The organism is Rheinheimera sp. (assembly GCF_037442525.1).
Lineage (GTDB): Bacteria > Pseudomonadota > Gammaproteobacteria > Enterobacterales > Alteromonadaceae > Pararheinheimera.
The window spans coordinates 1-19,063 of record NZ_JBBIQD010000009.1 but is presented as its reverse complement, the minus strand read 5'-3'; the positions used below and the strand labels follow the sequence as shown (position 1 = coordinate 19,063).

General features: G+C 50.5%; 19 protein-coding genes. 7 read left to right on the top strand and 12 right to left on the bottom strand.

Annotation, left to right across the window (positions count from 1 at the left end; translation table 11 throughout):
* Window positions 1-414: 414 nt before the first annotated feature.
* From WKJ03_RS13240 to WKJ03_RS13210, 7 genes are all read right to left on the bottom strand, one after another.
* Window positions 415-1,665: a TIGR03032 family protein gene (locus WKJ03_RS13240; RefSeq protein ID WP_337842695.1), complete on the bottom strand. Its 1,251-nt coding sequence runs from the start codon at window positions 1,663-1,665 to the stop codon at window positions 415-417.
* Window positions 1,665-2,999, bottom strand: a complete 1,335-nt coding sequence (locus WKJ03_RS13235) for a S8/S53 family peptidase (protein ID WP_337842694.1) — start codon at window positions 2,997-2,999, stop codon at window positions 1,665-1,667. Before WKJ03_RS13235 ends, WKJ03_RS13240 begins: the two co-directional genes overlap by 1 nt.
* Before the next feature lie 207 nt (window positions 3,000-3,206).
* Window positions 3,207-3,752, bottom strand: a complete 546-nt coding sequence (locus tag WKJ03_RS13230) for a tail fiber protein (RefSeq protein WP_337842693.1) — start codon at window positions 3,750-3,752, stop codon at window positions 3,207-3,209.
* 11 nt (window positions 3,753-3,763) lie between these two features.
* Entirely contained in the window at window positions 3,764-4,285 is a 522-nt protein-coding gene (locus WKJ03_RS13225; protein WP_337842692.1) for a tail fiber protein, read from the bottom strand.
* A gap of 13 nt (window positions 4,286-4,298) precedes the next feature.
* Window positions 4,299-4,835, bottom strand: a complete 537-nt coding sequence (locus WKJ03_RS13220) for a tail fiber protein (RefSeq protein ID WP_337842691.1) — start codon at window positions 4,833-4,835, stop codon at window positions 4,299-4,301.
* Between the two features lie 71 nt (window positions 4,836-4,906).
* On the bottom strand, window positions 4,907-5,194 hold the full coding sequence (locus WKJ03_RS13215; protein WP_337842690.1) for a hypothetical protein: 288 nt from the start codon (window positions 5,192-5,194) through the stop codon (window positions 4,907-4,909).
* 124 nt (window positions 5,195-5,318) lie between these two features.
* A complete protein-coding gene (locus WKJ03_RS13210; RefSeq protein WP_337842689.1) occupies window positions 5,319-5,828 on the bottom strand; it encodes a GNAT family N-acetyltransferase in 510 nt (169 codons plus the stop codon).
* Between the two features lie 101 nt (window positions 5,829-5,929).
* On the opposite strand from WKJ03_RS13210, the gene WKJ03_RS13205 reads away from it, so the two are divergent.
* On the top strand, window positions 5,930-6,694 hold the full coding sequence (locus tag WKJ03_RS13205; RefSeq protein WP_337842688.1) for a hypothetical protein: 765 nt from the start codon (window positions 5,930-5,932) through the stop codon (window positions 6,692-6,694).
* On the opposite strand, the gene WKJ03_RS13200 is transcribed toward WKJ03_RS13205, so the two are convergent.
* Genes WKJ03_RS13200 through WKJ03_RS13190 form a run of 3 tightly spaced genes read right to left on the bottom strand, consistent with a single transcriptional unit; the run spans window position 6,664 to window position 10,329 of the window.
* Complete coding sequence (locus WKJ03_RS13200; protein WP_337842687.1) at window positions 6,664-7,779, bottom strand: hypothetical protein; 1,116 nt, start codon at window positions 7,777-7,779, stop codon at window positions 6,664-6,666. The two genes, WKJ03_RS13205 and WKJ03_RS13200, sit on opposite strands and share 31 nt — an antisense overlap.
* Entirely contained in the window at window positions 7,776-9,764 is a 1,989-nt protein-coding gene (locus WKJ03_RS13195) for a phytanoyl-CoA dioxygenase family protein (protein ID WP_337842686.1), read from the bottom strand. The genes WKJ03_RS13200 and WKJ03_RS13195 overlap by 4 nt, the downstream gene beginning before the upstream one ends.
* A complete protein-coding gene (locus WKJ03_RS13190) occupies window positions 9,748-10,329 on the bottom strand; it encodes an aspartyl/asparaginyl beta-hydroxylase domain-containing protein (protein ID WP_337842685.1) in 582 nt (193 codons plus the stop codon). The genes WKJ03_RS13195 and WKJ03_RS13190 overlap by 17 nt, the downstream gene beginning before the upstream one ends.
* A gap of 116 nt (window positions 10,330-10,445) precedes the next feature.
* Here WKJ03_RS13190 and WKJ03_RS13185 point away from each other — a divergent pair, with 116 nt between their 5' ends.
* Window positions 10,446-10,922: a hypothetical protein gene (locus WKJ03_RS13185; protein ID WP_337842684.1), complete on the top strand. Its 477-nt coding sequence runs from the start codon at window positions 10,446-10,448 to the stop codon at window positions 10,920-10,922.
* On the opposite strand, the gene WKJ03_RS13180 is transcribed toward WKJ03_RS13185, so the two are convergent.
* Window positions 10,923-12,359 (bottom strand): VCBS repeat-containing protein, encoded by a 1,437-nt coding sequence (locus WKJ03_RS13180; RefSeq protein ID WP_337842683.1) that lies wholly within the window; start codon window positions 12,357-12,359, stop codon window positions 10,923-10,925.
* Window positions 12,360-12,494: 135 nt separating this feature from the next.
* On the opposite strand from WKJ03_RS13180, the gene ylqF reads away from it, so the two are divergent.
* The 5 genes from ylqF to WKJ03_RS13155 all read left to right on the top strand — a co-directional run bounded on the left by ylqF (window position 12,495) and on the right by WKJ03_RS13155 (window position 17,751).
* Window positions 12,495-13,430, top strand: a complete 936-nt coding sequence (ylqF, locus tag WKJ03_RS13175; protein WP_337842682.1) for a ribosome biogenesis GTPase YlqF — start codon at window positions 12,495-12,497, stop codon at window positions 13,428-13,430.
* Between the two features lie 40 nt (window positions 13,431-13,470).
* Window positions 13,471-15,123 carry an amidohydrolase gene (locus WKJ03_RS13170; RefSeq protein WP_337842681.1) on the top strand — a complete coding sequence of 551 codons (1,653 nt, stop codon included), beginning with the start codon at window positions 13,471-13,473 and terminating at the stop codon, window positions 15,121-15,123.
* A 101-nt stretch (window positions 15,124-15,224) separates the two neighbouring features.
* Entirely contained in the window at window positions 15,225-15,980 is a 756-nt protein-coding gene (locus WKJ03_RS13165) for an RNA methyltransferase (protein ID WP_337842680.1), read from the top strand.
* The gene (cysM, locus tag WKJ03_RS13160; RefSeq protein WP_337842679.1) at window positions 15,980-16,861 is read left to right on the top strand and encodes a cysteine synthase CysM; all 882 of its coding nucleotides are present in this window, start codon (window positions 15,980-15,982) and stop codon (window positions 16,859-16,861) included. The genes WKJ03_RS13165 and cysM overlap by 1 nt, the downstream gene beginning before the upstream one ends.
* Entirely contained in the window at window positions 16,861-17,751 is an 891-nt protein-coding gene (locus tag WKJ03_RS13155; protein ID WP_337842678.1) for a DMT family transporter, read from the top strand. The genes cysM and WKJ03_RS13155 overlap by 1 nt, the downstream gene beginning before the upstream one ends.
* 3 nt (window positions 17,752-17,754) lie before the next feature.
* Here WKJ03_RS13155 and WKJ03_RS13150 read toward each other — a convergent pair whose 3' ends face one another.
* Entirely contained in the window at window positions 17,755-18,951 is a 1,197-nt protein-coding gene (locus tag WKJ03_RS13150; RefSeq protein ID WP_337842677.1) for a hydrolase, read from the bottom strand.
* Window positions 18,952-19,063: the final 112 nt, after the last annotated feature.

The following is a 19,063-nucleotide window of genomic DNA, read 5'->3' as shown; positions in this document are numbered from 1 at the left end:
CGTCAAAAGATGCCAGTCCAGTAAGGCTCGCAAACACCTTACGCCCATCAAAATTATCTCCGGATTCTGTAGCCTGAACCTGCTCAGTCACTTGTAACAGCCCTTGCTCCGCTAAAAATGCATAAGTTTCTGCGGCAGGCTCATCTTGCATCAAGTGTTCCACGGCATCATGATGGCCGAAAGCGGCAAAAGGGTTTGCCTGTGTCTGCTGCTTTTCATCCAGCGTTTCCGGATGCTCCGGTTGACTGGCCACAACCACAGCTCGTGTTAACAGCTGTCGCGACACTGAGGCCGAACGAACGGAAGCGAAGCCGGGTGGGGCAACCATCAGTGCGGGAAACAAGGCCTTGAACGCCGCTTTTTTGAAATGTGTGCTCATACATTAATCCCTGTCATGGTAAAGGCGAGCCAGTACTAAAGTTTGGATGATGGAAAACAAAAATGATTACGCATGCGAGGATGAGACGGCTCGATCAGCTCAGGGAAACTGCAATTGGGCAGCACCGCCACGTCATAAATCTGATCCACATTGCCGGTAAATTTCAGCGTGGCTACGATTTGCAACGTATCCAGATTAAATACCCAAATCCCTGAAAATGTCTCCGCATGTTTTTTAGCTAAAGGTGCCGGCGAAGTCACATCGCTCGGACGCACTTTGGATAAACCGACAAAAAGTAATGGACCATAAAAATCCATGCCTCTGGTAAAACCTGGCACTTCTGCAAGAATCTCATTGTGCCCGCTGCTTGGATCAAAACGACACAACTGCCCCTCGCCAGAATTGCAATAGTACACCCTATTACGGTAATAACGCGGCGAATGGGGCATGCTTAAACCACGCAGCAAAATTTCATTGTGTTCAACATCCATCAGGGTGCCATCGAACTTATTGCCTTTACGCCACATACCTGCTTCATTAAAAGTAGAGAATGTTGTGACATAGGCCGGTTTGCCATCTTTTAAGGTCATGCCATTTAAATGACAACGATCCTCCGGCAGCAATTCCGAAATAAAATGAGGTTTCCACCTCGGCACAAAACTGGCCTCAGGGCTTAAAGTACACAAGCAGGAAAAGCTGGAATTGACGGCCCATAACCCATCTGTCCCCCAGTCGATATCATGAATATTAATCATGCCTGTATAGTGCGCACTGCGGGTGATAAAGCAGCCATCTACCCTCTCATCAACAGGTGCCATTAACTGCTGTTGATAGTCCAACCATTGCTGTTTCTGCTTTTGCTGCTCAGGGGTTAATTCTGACGGTTCTTCTGCTGTTCCCTTTTCCTGCGTGACTTTCGGCTTAATCCGGGGGGCAGTAATATCCTGTTCTATAGGTTGCAGAGGTTGTTTAATTTGCGGCAGCAAATCGTCTTCCCGCTGGAACTTGATGACCTGGGTAAAAATACCTAATGTCAGACTATTGCGAGTCACACTCAACCCCATAGGGCGGGGAAAACTTTTGTAATTCACATCCAACTGATGACCGTCACTGCGCACCAGCATCAAGCGTCCAGCCTGATATGAAGTGAATGCCAGCGAAATTTTAAGTTGACTGAGCAATGCAGGTAAGTTGGCAGAATAATGCGCACTGTAGTCCATTTTCGCATAGAGAGAATCCATGTTCTGCGGCAGTTCAGGGTTCGCCGTTTTACTGTTATCGCTCATCACAAGCTACCATGAGTTGGCGTTGATCTACTGAACAACTGTTGCATAGTGGCTTTATCCGGTTTACGGCCCTGAGCCAGCTCGCGGGCCACCAATCCGCTTGCATAAGCAGTTGCAGCTGAGGTTCCGCCAAATTCGCTATAACCCTGCCCATTAGCTGCAGTACTGCTAAACTTTGCTGGCGCGTAAAAAGCCACACAGGAACCATAGTTAGAGTAAGGTAACCTCTTGCCATCTCGGGTTGCTGCACCAATCAGCCAGACCTGAGGCAAGTGGCTCAAGGCATTGATATTACAGGCATCCTGCTGATTATTTCCGGCGGCAAACAGTAGATAAGGTTGGGTGTCCTGCACCCAATCTGTTAACAGATCAAACAGAGGCTCAGGTAAAAACGGCAGCGTCCAACTGCTGTTCACCACATCGGCATGCATCATACGCGCAACCGAAAAAGCCACCACCATATCAGATGTCCAACTGGACACCTGTCGAATGGCAATCAGCTCAACAGTTGGTGCCAAGCCATCTATACCTTTGTGATCGGCAGCAGCCGCAATGACACCAACCACTAATGTACCGTGTTGATCCAGATCGCTTTTCGGGCTGGCATTCTTAACCTTCAGGTCGGCATCATATTCAAATATCAGATTTAAACTGGCGAATTCAGGGTGTTTAAAATTAAAGCCATCATCGACAACGGCTAAACGAACTGGCCTTTTTTGTACACCGGCATGATTAGAAACCTTCGCCAGCTCTCGGTTACCGGGCTGTTGCTGTGCAAACTGGCGAGTTTGTAACAAATCCGGTTGAGCGTAAAATACCCGGGGGTCTTGCTGTAGAGCTGTGATTGCTTTTTGTAAGTCATTCACCTGTTCAAACGTCAACAGCCAAAGGCTTGTCTGTTGTAATTTTGCTAGCTGCTGAACTCTGGAAACAGATAGCCCCAACGCCTTTAACTCGCTTGCAGAAACATCAAATCGCGTTTTAACAACCAGACGACTGGCAAGCGCCACTGGGAGTGAACGTTGTGCCTGAGTTAATACATAACCCGTGTCTGTGTGTTGCAATACAACGTCTGAATTTAAATTGGTAAATCTTAGCGGCAAACGCTGCTTCAGCTCAGAGAGGGAGGCAAAGACAGAACCAGAGGCTATGGCAAGTAATACGCAAAAACACCACTGCAGAACAGCTTTCAACGCAGAAAGCTTATTTGACTCAAGTGGTTTACTCGCTCCTGCTTTGTAATTTGGATACGCGTCGAGGCATAGCTGCGGTGTACCAGCAAGTAAATTGGAGCCTGAACGCGGCAAACCGGATATAAAATGAAAACGCGCCACTACAAATCCCTGTTGTACTTCTTTGAGCTAAAGCAGGTTCAGCTCCAATTCATTTTGCCTAAATTGTAATCACAACAGGTACTGCGCGCCAGCGTTAAATGAAAATAATGGAAATTCGCTTAAAAAACATACTGATATAACTAAAAAACCTGCAATAAGTTGATAAGAATATTAGCTTACTGCAGGTTTAAACAGCTAAACGTTGACTTAGTTACGTGACGGGAACATACCAAATAATGCGATGCAAAATGGGATCACCAAAAAAGGTTGACGGTTCTCATGCGCAGCACTGCCACCTGAAACACTAAGCATAGTAGGCGCTAAGGGTACCAACTGATTAGTCTGATTACTGTAGGCATTTTGCCGGGTTGTTCCATCAGATTGCTCTGATACAGTCAGATATCCACCAGTGCCAGTTACAGTAATACTACCAGCGGCACCAATTTTTACTGTCATCAGATGATTATGAGCAGGGATCTCTGTTTGAATTAAATTCACAGAGGGTGTTCCATCACTCTCCCCGACAACACGGGGGGTTAAACCGGGCCCGTTGCCCTGATGCATCATGGCCCGGCCTTGTAAATTAGGTAAACCAAAGTTACTGGTGCCATTACCGCCGTAATTGATCCCCAGGATGGAATACAAAGCCGTGTTTTGCTGAATAGGCATTAACTGACCAGCACAATAGGCAAAGTTATGTGGCGCAAAACTATAAGGAAACTGCCGGATTTCCCCCACAAATGGTTCAGACATTATGTATCTCCTTAGTTACGTGAAGGGAAAATACCCTGCAAACACAAAATAAAACTCATGGCCAGAAACGGCATCATATTTTCGTGCGGTTGACTACCACCAGTAGTTCCTATGGCATTGGGTAATAACTGCCCAGTGCGTTGTATCGGTGTGGTCGGAGCAAAATAATGGTAACCCTGACCAATGAGCTGACCCGAAGGGGTATTCAGATTAGCTTCGGTATTAGATACAGCTACTGTATGAGTATGTGCAGGAATTTGTGCGCTTAGCAAAGTCACAGTTTCAGTGCCATACATCTGACCCTGCACTCTGGCGGTTAAACCCGGACCAGTGCCTTGCCCTACAGGGACACGGCCTCTGGCATCGGGTGCATTAAAGGTATTCACGCCATCACCACCATAGGTGGTACCCAACAGTGCATACAGCGCGTCGTACTGAGAAATAGCCAGACTTTGTCCATTACAAAAGGCCCAGTCTCTTGGGGCAAAAGTACCGGCAAAAACACGGACTTCCCCCATAAAAGGTGCTGACATAATTTGGCTCTCCTTAATTACGGGATGGGAATACGCCCTGCAGGGCAATGGAAAAACGCAACACTAAACTGGGTTGCAAATTATTATGTGGCTGACCTCCACCCGTCTCTGACAAAACATCAGCAGCCAAAGTCGTCAGATTACTGTCGGGCGCCACATAGTAAGAACCAACATCAGGTTTGGCGCAGATGTTAGAGCCTGCAGGAGGATTTGGGTTGGCTAAAGTACCAGTGTCATTCTGCGCGTAAAAATAATGGTTATGCTGCGGCAACTGAGAAGTGATCAACGTTACATTCTCCAGACCACCGGATTGACCTGAGGTGTAGGTCATACCTGAACTTGAGTCTGTCCCTGTACCTAAAGGCGTTCTGCCGCGATAATCCGGTAATGCAAAAGTTGTAGTGCCGTTGCCGCCAAACACAGTACCCAACAACGAAAAAAGGGCCTGATTTTGATTAATCGCCAACTGCTGACCTGAGCAGTCAGCCCAATGCCGCGGGGCAAAGGGGATGGCGAACATTCTGACTTCACCTATATAAGGCATGGACATAATTATTGTTCTCCTGAAATGAAAGGAAACACTACAACTTCAGGTGCAAAACCCAGCTCACCCTGGCAGTGTCAGTTCTTTTTGCGCGATACCACAATTTGATACTTATCTGCTGCATAAGGCGACATAAACAGCTGCACTTCACCAAAAGACGGGTGGCAAAACAGATAATTACCACTGGGGCAATGCACCTCTGCTGCACTGCTCAGGTCAACCGAAAAAGCTTCATACTCGTCGGTTGCAAAGCGGGGTAACGAAACCTTGTCTACATTGAGCTGAACCACATTGTTGCTGCCGTCCTTCAACTGGATCTGCTGGTTCAGCAAGGCCGTTAATGTATCGAAGTTAAATTGTTGCATTCTAGTTCCCAAATACCATGACCCTTTAGTCGCGCCAAATCAGCTTAGAAAAGTAAGCGGATAAAAGCCACTAAAAACCATAGATTTTAATAAGTTAATTTAAGTCATCATTTAGAGTTAAAACTCAAACAATGATTTTTTGTAAGGCAGGCGGATACCAGATCATCAGCTCGTAAGGCTGTTGTACTGCTGTTGTGACAAAGCCAAGCCGCTGGTACAACACTTTGGCTACTGTATTTTCCTGCAACACCGTCAATGTCATAGGCACAGCCACCGCAGCTGCAGCCTGCTGAAAGGCCTGTACTACCGCAGCCCCTAAACCTTTGCCTCTGGCCGGCGGTATTAAGGCTAAATCAATCAGCCGCACTTCGTTTGGGCCAAAATCCAGCGTGGCTTTGCCTATGGCTTCGAGATGTTTTTCGATAATAAAATACATCGCATTCGGGTACGCATCGCCGTAGCCCTGAGTCTGAGCCCTGAATTGCATTTCCAGCAGTTCAGCTTTTTGTTCTGCGGATACATCCATCAGCCCCAAATCATCCCTTGTGGATTGATACAAGGCTTCCAGAAACACCTTGTCTTTGCCATTGGCCGGGCGCACTGACAACCCCTCAGGCAGTTGCAGCTTTTGCATAGCATATCCTTGTTTTATATTATGTTTTGGCTCAGCATAACCAAGCAGGTTTCAAATTACCAGCCGGTACCTGCCGGGCTATACGTGAAAAGGAAGAGCTAATGACAGCGTATTTTGTTCTGTCCACAGGACGTTGTGGTACCCAATGGCTGGCCGATACCTTACAGCTGTGGTCTGACAATTTTGTTGTGCGGCATGAGCCTTTACACTTTCAGTACAGGCCAGATCTCAATAGCCCGACTACGCCATTGGCACAGAATACGGAACTTTTAAAATCACATTTGGATTTTATCCGGCAACAAATAGCACAAGGTTATACTTATATCGAAACGGGTTTTCCGTGCTGGCGGCATTTGGACTGGTTTAAACAACATTTGGACCGGGTAAAAGTGCTGCATATTCACCGTGACCCGCTGCAGTCTGTAGAATCGCTACTGAAACTGAATGCTTTTGTGCCACCTTTTTTGCCCCATTTGCCGATCAAAAATCTGTATCTGCCGGCAGATGAGCAGGATTTATTGCAGCAACATAAAGCGCTTTGGCCTGAATTAAACCCGGCGGAAAAAAACCTGTGGTACTGGGCTGAAGTTCAGCATCAGGCTTTGCGTTATCAACAACACTGGCCAAAAGCCGACTGGCTCAGTCTGAGTTTTAGTGAGTTGTTTTCAGCCAAAAGCCAGCAGCAACTGGCCGATTTTTTAGAAAGCCCCACCACAAGCTACTGGCCTGTGCAGCAGAAGGTGGATCAGTTTGGTTTGGCGATGCAGCCCCAGCCACTGGAGTTTCCACGGCTTTGTCAGTTTGACCAAATAGCCCGGCTGGCACAACGTCTGGGTTATGCCAGTCCCTGGCCAGATAACAGCTGATAACAACTGTGCAGCCGCTCACGGATCAGTTGTTGTTCCTGCGCTGTGAACTGTGTTGCCGGGTCTTGTGGAGCAGCGATAAATACCGTCTGCCGGGCCTTGGCATCCATAGTTCTGCGCTTTTGCCAGGCCATAGATTGTGGCTCATCCAGCTGAATGCCCAGCAGTGTGGCCAGTTCAGTGGCTGAAGTGGCGACCAGTTGCCGGTAATCCAGCACCAGCACTGGCTTTTCCTGTTGTAATTGCAGCATAAAATCCGCCATCTGCCGGATCACTTCGACTCTGTATTGCAATAAGCTCAGCCCTTGTTGTATACCGGACCAGAGCTCTGGTGGTTGCCGCACCATATGCCGGCCTGATACACGCTGGTGGGACGCCAGAATAGCTTCAGGTTGCCGGATCAACCCCAATAATCTGCTCTCTGGAAACACATGAGTCCATAGCCGCCAGTGCTGTAAATCCCAGGCATTGCATTTGATCACCAACTGTTGCTCCTGATGCCTGAACCTGCCCTGTAACCGTACCAGCAAATCCAGACACTGTGCCTGATAAGGACTCAGCTCAGGGTCCTGTAACACATCACTGATCAGCATAGATTCCGACAAGACGTTCAGCTCTGGCTCCAGCATCAGGCAACCCGACACCAGGGTAGAACCACATCTGGACCAATGAAAGATCAGCAATTGTGGCTGCACCACAGGCAGGTTCTGCAGTTGCGCCAATAGAGGCTGCAGTTGTGTCACAGGCCGGATCAATTGCGCCAGCAAACTTTGCCGCCAGCTCACCAGATCATCTTCCAGAAAAGGCTGTTCAGGTTTTTGAAAAGCCGGGATCCACAGTAGTTGTTGCCCTGCCCTTTTGTAGGCATAAGGAAACCAACACCGGCTGAACAGCTCCAGATCAGGCTGCAGCAGTTGCTGGTTTTGCTCGCGCAAAAATACCAGCAGTTGCTGAAATTCAAGCTCAGGCCAGTGTAAAAAATCAGCCATCAGGCGGACAAACTGCTCCAGTCCTTCACAGCCCCACAAAAAGCGCAATTGTGCTTCATTATGCAGCAGTTGCTGGTACAGCTGCGGCCTGTTCATGACCTGGCGGCCGATAACATTGTTGCCGGATACATATTGATGTATTGCACCATACGGGGCAGATGATGACGATTAGGGCTGGCACCATGAGGCAGCGCCTGATGCCAGATAATTAAATCACCCGCTTTGGCCGCTATGGCTTTCACCGGCCAGTCAGCCCAATTTTGCTGCTGCAACTGCATAGCCGATTTGCCTGAGTTTCTGATCCAATCATCAATCTGATGATGAAAACCCGGCACACAACTAAAAGCACCTTGCTGTTCTTCAGTGTCTGTTAAATAAATCAGTCCCTGAGTGGCGTAAGGCACTGGCGCTATCAGTTCCGCATCCCAATGCATATCGGGTCCGGGGAACGACCAAAGCGCAGTTTCCGGTGGATTAAAACTCACTCTGTCTGTGGTCATGACTAAATCGGTGCGCTGCCACAGCTGCTGAAAAATCTGCCGGATCAGCGGTACGTCACGATTGGCATCCAACACAGGATGGCGAAACAGTTGCAGCATAATTTTCTGCATTTTGTCGGTTTTCTGATACCAGCTGTCTCTCTCTTGTGGATCCGCCTGTAAATACTGCCAAATCACCTCACGGCTTTGCCGGCATTGCTCTTGGCTTAATACGCCCGGGATCACCAGATAACCTTCACGCTGCCAGAACTCCAGTTGCTCAGCAGTCAGTACCACAGGCAAAGGCGTGGCGGATTGCTGCTGTAAATCCCGCAACTGCTGATTCAGCGCATCGAGGTCCAGTTGCTGCAGATAAGGCGTTAAAAAAGCAGCAAAGTCGCTTAACCGGCCACAACGATGCAAAGCCTGAATACCGGGTTCCAACCCAATACCAGACAAATCCAACAACGCTTTATCCAGCACCCACTCTTCTGCAACATCAGCCTGCAACTTTTTATAGCGTTTAAGCATGGCTTTTTGCCATAACCTTTTGGCATGGAATAAACCGGCACAACTGGTGTCGCTGCTCTCACACAGGGTTGGCCATAACTCGGTGTACTGAAACTCAAAATCAGGTTCACCCAACTGCTGATACTGAAAGCGCACAACAGAAGCGGGTTGCAGCATCAGCCGCTGTTTATAACGGGGTAAGGTAAGTTGTGACTGTTGTTCTTTCAGCCAGTGGCTCCGGTACACCTGTACTTCTGTGGTTAACTTCAGATCCACTGGCCCTGCTTCAAACTCAGGCAACCACAATTCGCCAGAAAAAGCCGACTCATCACCAGCAGCCAAAGTGCGGCATAAGGCTAAATTCAGCCTAAATAAGGGCCCAAGCCACTGCAGCTTTTTCTGTTGTTGTTCAGTCCACTCCAGATAGGCATCCAGTTTAATTTGTTGTGGGATCAGCTGCCCCTGAGGTGCTAAAAACTGCTGCAAATGACGAAACACCTGCACCTGAGGCTCTTGTTGCAGCAGATGTTTCATCGTCTCTGACAGAATTAAATCAAAACTCTCAGCTGATTTAGGTTGCCAGGCAGTGGCATCGGCACAAACCCAGTCGCAAATCCGGTCCGACAGACCAAAACCATCGGTCAGACGCCTCAAACTTTGTAATGACCACTGATGAATGTCCAAAGCTGTTACCTGCAACTGCTGTGCAGTAAACAGAGGTAGCAGGGGCAATAACAACCAGCCTAAAGGCCCTGTGCCTGCATACAATACTCGCACCGGTTGTGTGGGCTTCAGTTGCAACTGATCACAAATAGCCTGATACAGTCCCTGGGTAAAAACCCGGCCCCGCTCTGCGTCTTCCGCACATTGAGCTGCAGTGGTTGGGGAAACGGCCTTGCCATAAGCTGTCGCTGTTGCATCTGGATCGGTAAAAAATTCCGGATGCAATTCCAGATCAATCAGGTCGCACAGCTTATGCAATACAGGGTCTACCAGCTGTTTGGATAAACCAGAGGAGGGGCAATCCAGCAAAGCACGGCCAAACCGCTCCAGAAAAGCGCTGTTAAAAAGTTCGTTATTCTGCTGTTGCACAGACTTGCTCCTTCAGCCAGGGGGTCACCACACAATCCAGCACCAGATTAATTCTGCTGCCCGCACCCAGATTTTCAACGCTATGGGTTTGATCGGCATTGATGTACCAAATTTGCCCTTCCTGCATAGGCACTCTTTGCCCTGCCACATAAAAATGCAGCAGCGGATTGGACTGCAGACATAAATGCAAACGGGCTTCGCCCTGCTCCAGGCAAAGCCCGTGATCGCGGTGAGGTTTGATCACAGCCTGTGGCTGCAGCCGCATTAAACGGGCCGCTTTGACGGGGCAAGGCCAGGAGGCCAAAAAGTGTTTCAGGGCTGGAGCCAGCTCGAGCACAGCTAAATCCACCCAATCTTCAGCGTCAGTCCGGGTAAAACTTTGCAAAATACCGTGGGCATATTGATGTTCCGCAGCACATCGCAGCGGCAGCACATCCCATTCGCCCTGATAATCCCGCCTGTTGACATGCTCTGTCCACGGCTGCGCTTCCAGCAGCGGCAATTCCTGTTGGATTTGCCGATAATTCTCCGCATATCCCAGGAAAGAAAAATGACAAATACTCATAGCTAAACCACTGGTTTTCCTCTATAAAATCCAGACTAACAGAAAAAAGGAACTAAGAAAGCTCCGACCGGGAAAATCTGAAGTCTATTAGTTCCACTGCAGAGGATATGAGTTGAATGGATGAATTATCTAAGGTGCTGAATTTTTTCAGGGCTATTGGTATCAGCTATCAGCTGGAACCTCTGGCAGCATCCGGTTTTTTACCCGGTATTCTGATCAAAAATGGCACCCTGCTGATTGACCCGGAACAACTGACCTATCCCGGTGATTTATTGCATGAAGCCGGACATATAGCAGTGATGCCGGAAGCAACCCGGCATCTGTTAAATGACAATGTCAATGAATCTGCGGATCAGGGACCCGGAGAAGAAATGGCGGCTATTGCCTGGTCCTGGGCTGCGTTACAACAGTTGCAGTTGCCTGCAGAGTTTTTGTTTCACCCGGATGGATACAAAGGCGGATCCGCCAGTTATATCCAGGCGTTCACCGAACAGGGTGGTTTTGGCCACCCGCTGCTCAGCTGGTATGGAATGTGTGCCCCTGCCGGACAACTGGAAGGTTACCCAAAAATGCAGCGTTGGTTGCGCCCCTGATTATTGCTGCAGTAAAAAATGCAGCTGATTTCGCACTTCGGCCGGGTCCTGGTGAGTAAAAGGCAACACCAAATCCATTTTTCCGTTTTGGTCTAAATCCAGTGCTTCAGCGGTCATACCATTAAGCGGTACCGCTTGTTTTAACCTCACACTTTTGCTGCTGAACAGTTTCTCTTTGGCACTGGCATAGATTTTCAGATGGTCTTCATCCCCTATCAGTAATAATGCAGGCACAGTGGCACTGCTCAGCACTTTGAGCACCGGCAAATTCACCTGAGCGCTGCCGATACTGACCTGAGCCGTTGCATCCTGGCGATACACGGGTTTTACCGGATACTGGCCACTGGTCAACTGAGGGAAAAATTGCAACTCAAGCCCCGCCGTTCCCGCCAGCAAAGCCCGTACCAGCTTACCAATACCAAACTCGGCGGCCGGGGTATAAAAATCCAGCTTTTGATCACCATTTAAATCCACAAACAACGGCTCCGACTGAATACCTTTGGTATGAATCAGGCCTCCAGGTTCGGCGGGCCAGCTCAGACCTTGCACCCCCGCCACCGCATAATGCACCCTGTAGCTGTAGCTTTGTTCTACCGCGTCCTGAAATTGCTCCTGGCGCACCACAAGGTCGGCCAGGCCATCTGCATTTAAGTCTTTGATATCAAAAAGACGGCGAATTTGCAGGCCCTGGAAACTGCGACCATCACCGCCCCTCAGCTCGGCCTGGTTGTCCGGTGTTAACCCCAACTGCAGGTCAACCCGTTTTGGCTCAGTGCTAAAGCCCCCAGCCTGCTGCATATACACCAAAAGCTGGTCGTCCTGCTGAAAGGCAATATCAGTCAGGCCATTCTGATCCAGATCCAGCTGGTACGGCTTTTTACTGCGGTAATCAGGTTCAGCCTGAAACACCGACATCCGGCTTTGCACCGGCAGGCTGAAGCGGTTAAAGCTGCCATCGGCCTGCTGCAGGTAAAGATGGTAGGCCTGAAAATCCGGGATCAGAAAATCGCTCAAGCCATCTTTGTTAACGTCTTGCACAAAATCCAGGCTCGGCAGGCGCTTTTGGTCCACAGCCCGGTACAGCGATTCGGTATTAATTAAACGGGACCAGCTTTGGCTGGTGGCGTCATAGCGACTGACGCCTTCAGAGCCCAACACCACCAGACTTTCGCTGGCCTGGCCGGCTAAGCTGGCTTGCTGGAAGAACTGCACATGAGCGGGTAAGCCCAGTAATGTGACTTGCCGGTTGGATAAATCCACCCAGCTGAGCCAGCGCTGGGTATCGGAATGGCCAGACTGCAACAGCACCCCGGCTTTGGGCATCAGCACCATATCGCCGTTGGCTGGATGTTGTAACTGCACTTGCTGTTGCACAAAACTGACCGCCAACGCAGAACTACTGCACAGCATCAACAACAGGCTGACTACTTTGTTCATACCCACTCACTCCCTGAATTCACTGCAACAAAGACCAGCTGTTTGGAAAAAAATTCCTGCCAGCCGCCACAACAGCGTAAAATACTGGTTTTGTTGATTCAGTCTGCCACAGCAGATCCGTATGCGAGAAGCTTTATGTCGATAAACTGGTTCCCGGGCCACATGCACAAAGCCCGAAAAGAAATTGCTGAAGTGATGCCGCAGGTCGATATCATTATCGAAATGCTGGACGCCCGCATTCCTTTTTCCAGCGAAAACCCTTTGGTGCCCGAGTTACGGGGCGACACACCAGTGATCAAAGTATTGAATAAAGCCGATCTGGCCGACCCGGCCGTCACCGAACTCTGGGTGCAGAAGTTTGGCGAAGAAAAAGGCATTCAGGCTATTCCGATCAGCCAACAAAACCCTGAGCATATCAAAAGCCTGCTGGCACTCTGTAATCAGATGCTGCCAGAGCGCAATTTAGAGATACGCGGTGCCCGCGCCATGATTATGGGCATTCCAAACGTCGGTAAATCCACCCTGATCAACACCCTGGCGGGTCGCGTCATTGCCAAAACCGGCAACGAAGCCGGCGTCACCAAAATGCAGCAGCGTATTAAGCTGGACAACAATGTCATTTTGACCGACACGCCTGGCTTTTTATGGCCGAAGTTAAGCCCGGCCAGTTGCGGTTACCGCCTGGCTGTGACCGGCGCCATTAAAGACACCGCTTTTGATTACGCTGATATCGCTATTTTTGCCGCCGATTACTTATTGCAACATTATCCACAACAGGTGATGGCGCGTTATCAATTGACCGAACAGCCAGAGAATGACGTGGCACTGCTGGATGCCTTAGGCGAGCGCCGTGGTTGTATGAAAAAAGGTGGTGTGGTCGACCTGCAAAAAGCCGGCGCCATTTTGATCACCGAACTGCGAGCCGGCCTGTTTGGGCCCATCAGTCTGGAAACCCCGGATATGGTGACAGTGGAATTGCAGAATGCTAAGTTAGAAGAAGCCAAAAAAGCGGCAGAAAAAGCGGAACGCGACAAGATCCGCCAGAAAAAAGCTCAAAAACGCTACCGCTAGTCCGGCTGGTTCCGGCGCGGACCAACCCAGGGAAACTCCAATGAAGCTGTTCACCTCCTCACTGGTTTTTGCATTACTCAGCAGCACCGTCAGTGCTGCTCCTGTGCTGCTGACCAATATTCAGGGTTATGGTTTTGATACCAAAGGCGAGCTGATCCAGTTCAGCCAGCTGGCTTTTGATGACCAAAGTGGCAAAGTGCTGGCCCGCGGTAACCAGCTAAGCGGCTTTGAGCAGGCGAACCCCCTGGATGGTCAGGGTAAAACTTTGTTGCCTGGCTTGATTGACGGCCACGGCCATGTGCTGGGTTTGGGACAAAACCTGAATCAGGTGGATTTACGTAACAGTCGCAGTGAAGCAGAAGCCGTCACTGCCGTTGCTGCCTTTGCCAAATCCCAGCCACAGGCTCAATGGGTGCTTGGCCGCGGTTGGAACCAGGTGTTATGGCCAGAGCGCCAGTTTCCGGGAAAAACCCTGCTTGATGAAGCTATTGCAGACAAGCCGGTCTGGTTAACCCGAATCGATGGCCATGCTGGCTGGGCCAACAGTAAAGCCCTGGCACTGGCTGGTATCAGTAAAGAAACCCTGGACCCGCCAGGTGGCGAAATTATCCGTGATGCCAAAGGCAACCCAACCGGGGTGCTGATTGATAACGCCATGTTGTTGCTGGAAAAGCACATTCCACAAAGCACCGAAGATGAACGGCAGGCTGCACTGCAAGCCGCATTTAGCCACTTGTTATCGCTGGGCATCACTTCTGTGCATGATGCCGGTATTGATGCGGCCACCTTGCAAACCTATCAGCAGCTGAAAAGCAGACAGCAATTGCCAGTACGCATCTACGCCATGTTGTCTGCGACTGACCCACAACTGAAAAACTGGTTAAAGGCAGGCCCACTGCTGGATCCGGCCGATCAACTGGTGGTGCGCTCGGTGAAAATTTATGGCGACGGCGCCTTGGGCAGCCGTGGCGCAGCATTAATTCAACCCTATAGTGACAAACCGGAACAAAAAGGTTTGTTTGTCACTCAGCCGGATCAGTTAACGGCAGTGATGAAGCTCACACTGGAGGCTGGCTTTCAGACCAATGTGCATGCCATTGGCGATTTAACCAACCGCCTGGTACTCGACAGGTTTGAGCAACTGGCGACAGACGAGCAACGCCTGCAAGGCCGCCACCGGGTGGAGCATGCGCAAATTGTTGCGCCTAAAGATATTCCGCGTTTTGCCAAACTGCATATTCTGCCAGCCATGCAACCGACCCATGCGACCTCAGATAAAAATATGGCGCAAGACCGCTTAGGTGTGGCGCGGTTGCGCGGCGCTTATGCCTGGAAAAGTTTTGTCGACCAGGGTAGCCGTATTGTCGGCGGCTCGGATTTCCCGGTGGAGCTCGCCAACCCCTTCTTCGGCATTCACGCAGCCGTAACCCGCCAGGACCAGCAGAACCAGCCGGTCGGTGGTTGGTTACCCCAACAACGTTTAACCCTGACCCAAGCTTTAAAAGCCTTTACGGTTGACGCCGCTTACGGCGCTTTTCAGGATCAACAATTGGGCAGCCTACTGCCAGATCAGTGGGCTGACTTTATTTTAATTGACCGGAATATCTACCAAATTCCTGCTGAGCAGTTGTGGCAAGTGCAGGTTCAGCAAAGCTGGGTAGCGGGTCAGAAAAAATATCAGGCCTCCATGTAAAGCCGTAGGGGTTGGGTTGACTCTGCCCGTCCAGGTAAGCAATAGATATTCGAAAGAAAAAGCGCGGTCCGGCGGGCTGCGCCTTCAGGTAAGTAGGGTTTATGATCAGTCAGAAATGGGCAAAGCTGCTGCGTTCGTTGCAGCAAAAAAAGTACCGCAAAATTGAGCAGCTGTTTGTCGTGGAAGGCGAAAAAGCGGTGCTGGAATTACTGCAAAGTGACTGGCAAGTGAAAGCCTTATTCGCCACAGACAGCTTTTTAGAGCAGCATGCCCAGTACACACAAAAGGCGGCTTTGGTGCAACAGGCCAGCCCGGCTGAATTAGCCCAAGTAGGTAGCTTCCAGACCAATGATGCCGCCGTAGCCGCAGTGGAAATTCCTGCCGACACAGGCTTTTTGGAAAGTGAAGGCGACTGGGTGCTGGTGTTAGATCAAATCAACGATCCGGGTAATTTAGGCGCGATGATCCGCATTGCCGACTGGTACGGTATCCGCCATATCCTCTGTTCATCCGACACTGTGGATTTGTATAACCCTAAAGTGATAGCGGCAGCCAAAGGCTCATTCTTGCGGGTGCAGTTGCATTACGGTGACCTGTCAGGCTGGCTTGGACAGACCCGCTTGCCTGTGTTTGGAGCTTATCTGCAAGGTGAAAACATTCACCAGTTAGCACTGCAGCAGCAAGGCGGTTACCTGGTGATGGGCAATGAAGCCAACGGCATCAGCGCTGGGCTGGCGCCGCTGATCAGCCGCAAGGTGACGATCCCAGCCTTTGGCCAGACTGAATCCCTGAATGTCGCGATGGCGACTGCTGTGCTGGTCGATAATCTGAAACGCCTATCTGCAGTGAGGTCTTAATGTTCCCTACCATTGAATCTTATGTAGGCCAGACGCCACTGGTACAGCTGCAAAGGCTGACCCAAGGTCTGGGCAGTACAGTACTGGTAAAACTTGAAGGCAATAACCCAGCAGGCTCAGTGAAAGACAGACCTGCTCTGTATATGTTACAGCAAGCCGAAAAGCGGGGCGATATCAAACCCGGTGACGCACTGATTGAAGCCACCAGCGGCAACACTGGTATTGCACTGGCCATGGCGGCCGCCATTAAAGGCTACAAAATGAAGCTGATTATGCCGGACAATATGACCGAAGAGCGCAAAGCGTCGATGCGGGCCTATGGTGCTGAATTGATTCTTGTCAGCAAAGAACAGGGCATGGAATACGCCCGCGATTTAGCCAAACAACTGCAGGCCGAAGGTAAAGGACTGGTGCTGGACCAGTTTAATAATCCGGACAACCCGGCGGCACATTACGCCACGACAGGGCCTGAGCTGTGGCAACAAAGCCAGCAACAGATAACCCATTTTGTCTCCAGCATGGGCACCACGGGGACCATTATGGGTTGCTCCCGTTATCTGAAAGAGCAAAACCCGGCCATTCAGATTATTGGTTTGCAACCGGCCGAAGGCAGCAGCATTCCAGGCATCCGCCGCTGGCCAGAGGCCTATCTGCCGGGTTTCTTTGAACGCTCGCGGGTGGATGAAGTGATGGATATCACCCAGGACGACGCGCTGCGTACCATGCGCCAGCTGGCCACCGAAGAAGGTATTTTTTGTGGGGTCAGCTCTGGCGGTGCCGTTTATGCTGCGCTGCAAATTGCTCAGCAGCAGCCAGGTCGTGTGGTTGTGGCCATTATCTGTGACCGTGGTGACCGTTATCTCTCTTCAGGGATCTATTAGTGCCCTTTGAATATCTGGCCCTGCTGGCAGCCTGCTGTTGGGCCGTTGGCAGTCTGCTGTCGGCCAAAGCAGCCAGTCACCTGGGCGCTTTTGCGTTTACCCGCTACCGCCTGGCCTGTGCAGCTACTTTGTTATGGCTGATGGCCTTTGCTTTGGGTGGCGTCAGCACCTTGCAAAGCTCACAGCTGCCATTGCTGGCGGTCTCGGCACTGGTTGGCATCTTAATAGGCGACACCTCGCTTTTTGCATCGATGAACCGGCTTGGCCCACGACGCGCCGGTGTACTGTTTGCAACCCATGCCATGTTTTCCGTACTGCTGGCTTACCTGTTTCTGGGGGAGTCCATTTGGGGCTGGACTTTGGCTGGTTGCAGCCTGCTCAGCAGTGGGGTCATGACAGCCATTTTATTTGGCCGACGCAATGAAGAACAGCACCACTGGGAAGCGGATTCTGGCCAGTTGCGATCAGGCATAGCACTGGGCCTGGTGTCGGCCTTCTGTCAGGCAGCATCCACCCTGATGATTAAACCGCTGATGGAAACGGACATTGATGCAGTGGCAGCCTCTGCCGTGCGGATGACGGTGGCTTTAGCGGCCCATTTAACCTTGTTCTGGTTGGGGTTCAAAGTGGCCCGCTGTTACCTGCCGATGAACTTCAGGGTGTTTATGCTGGTTTTGATCAACGCCGCATTATCCATGGTGATAGGGATGACGCTGATCCTGCAGGCATTGAAGCAAGGTGATGCCGGACTGGTTGGTATGTTGTCATCCGTCAGCCCTGTGGTGGTAGTGCCTTTATTGTGGCTGGTGTATAAACGCCGGCCGGCAGCAGGCGCCTGGCTTGGTGCAGCCATGACAGTCGCTGGCACCATATTGATCCTATGGCACTGAACCTTACAGCGCTTCCGGGATTTGGTTATTATGACGGTCAATCAGGCGCAGAATCTCTGCCAGCGCACCGGCATGGTCCGGCGTTAAAATACCATTATGACCAAAGATAATATCGTCTGACACGGCCAGAACCCATACCGCCTGCATATTGGCATCATCACAACTGTCGATGCCTCTGCGGGCTTGTACCCTGGCCCGGATACGCCAGCCTGAGCGGTCCAGCTGCATCATGCAGCCGGGGATGGCGTCATGCTGCGCCAACTGACTGTTCAGGTTCAGCTGTATTTCGCAATTGCCGCGAGGGCATTTATCAATGTCGTGGGTAATAGCCCAGGAGTTGCCAACCGCGCGTTCGCCATCCTTCAGGAAATTAAAAGCCTCTTTTACGGCAAAATCGCCTTTGGACTGCAACACCACCATGCTGGGTTTCTGCCTGTCGACACTCAGCAATGAATCCAATGGCTTGTATTCTTTGGCGGTAATGGCGGGGTTTAACAGTAAATACAAATTCGGGTTTTGTTTCCCTTGATCGATAGCAGCTTTTACACGGCCCTTGCTGGCATGAATGGCCACTGAGCCTCCCAGGCTGTGGCCGATAAAAATATATCGTTTTAATGCCCCCTGTTCGACCACAGCATCCAATCTGTCCAGCAAACGACTGACACCGACTTCACCAACCTTGCGCGACACCCGCTTGCGTTGGAAAATGGTCGGGAAGTCCAGGGGTTCAAACCAGCCCTCACTGCGATAAGATTCATCCAGCCATAAGGGATCGTATTTATCGCCGCGCCAACCCAAATACAAACCAATCAGGTTGCGCTCTGGCGCAGCTTTTTGCAGCTCGGCAATATAGTTCTTAAACGAAACAAAGTTCGCGTCATGCGGCTCTGCACTCTGATGCCAGCCATGCACAAAGATCACCAGTTCTGCAGTCGCACTGTCAGGCATTGCAATACGTTTAAATAACGCTTCTTGTTGTGCCATATCATGTGGCTCACCTTCATCATTAAACTCCACCACATGGAAATTACTTTGAATAGTTTCAGCCGTTGGAAAATGGTACTGACGGTCGGGCACCGGGGAACCGAAAGTGGATATCAGCAACAGCAAGGTGAACAAAATAGGGATAAGCTTGAGCCAGGATAACCAGCTTAACCGCGACACCCGAAACCAGCAGTACTGGACAATCCGAACTAACATAAAGACCCCTGACCAAAAAACGTGCGCATTATAGCTGCTTTCCCGCTCTCCTGCAGTGTTTCTGCCGCATCCAGCATGGAAGCTGTGGGCAAGAACAAAAAGCAAAAAGGCC

Bases quoted from the DNA above. Each gene is read 5' to 3' on its own strand.
- cysM (WP_337842679.1), top strand. From the start codon at position 15,980: ATGTTCCCTACCATTGAATCTTATGTAGGCCAGACGCCACTGGTACAG.
- WKJ03_RS13215 (WP_337842690.1), bottom strand. From the start codon at position 5,194: ATGCAACAATTTAACTTCGATACATTAACGGCCTTGCTGAACCAGCAG.
- WKJ03_RS13170 (WP_337842681.1), top strand. From the start codon at position 13,471: ATGAAGCTGTTCACCTCCTCACTGGTTTTTGCATTACTCAGCAGCACC.
- WKJ03_RS13200 (WP_337842687.1), bottom strand. From the start codon at position 7,779: ATGAACAGGCCGCAGCTGTACCAGCAACTGCTGCATAATGAAGCACAA.
- WKJ03_RS13230 (WP_337842693.1), bottom strand. From the start codon at position 3,752: ATGTCTGAACCATTTGTGGGGGAAATCCGGCAGTTTCCTTATAGTTTT.
- WKJ03_RS13205 (WP_337842688.1), top strand. From the start codon at position 5,930: ATGACAGCGTATTTTGTTCTGTCCACAGGACGTTGTGGTACCCAATGG.
- ylqF (WP_337842682.1), top strand. From the start codon at position 12,495: ATGTCGATAAACTGGTTCCCGGGCCACATGCACAAAGCCCGAAAAGAA.
- WKJ03_RS13190 (WP_337842685.1), bottom strand. From the start codon at position 10,329: ATGAGTATTTGTCATTTTTCTTTCCTGGGATATGCGGAGAATTATCGG.
- WKJ03_RS13210 (WP_337842689.1), bottom strand. From the start codon at position 5,828: ATGCAAAAGCTGCAACTGCCTGAGGGGTTGTCAGTGCGCCCGGCCAAT.
- WKJ03_RS13185 (WP_337842684.1), top strand. From the start codon at position 10,446: ATGGATGAATTATCTAAGGTGCTGAATTTTTTCAGGGCTATTGGTATC.
- WKJ03_RS13150 (WP_337842677.1), bottom strand. From the start codon at position 18,951: ATGTTAGTTCGGATTGTCCAGTACTGCTGGTTTCGGGTGTCGCGGTTA.
- WKJ03_RS13225 (WP_337842692.1), bottom strand. From the start codon at position 4,285: ATGTCAGCACCTTTTATGGGGGAAGTCCGTGTTTTTGCCGGTACTTTT.
- WKJ03_RS13220 (WP_337842691.1), bottom strand. From the start codon at position 4,835: ATGTCCATGCCTTATATAGGTGAAGTCAGAATGTTCGCCATCCCCTTT.
- WKJ03_RS13240 (WP_337842695.1), bottom strand. From the start codon at position 1,665: ATGAGCGATAACAGTAAAACGGCGAACCCTGAACTGCCGCAGAACATG.
- WKJ03_RS13165 (WP_337842680.1), top strand. From the start codon at position 15,225: ATGATCAGTCAGAAATGGGCAAAGCTGCTGCGTTCGTTGCAGCAAAAA.
- WKJ03_RS13180 (WP_337842683.1), bottom strand. From the start codon at position 12,359: ATGAACAAAGTAGTCAGCCTGTTGTTGATGCTGTGCAGTAGTTCTGCG.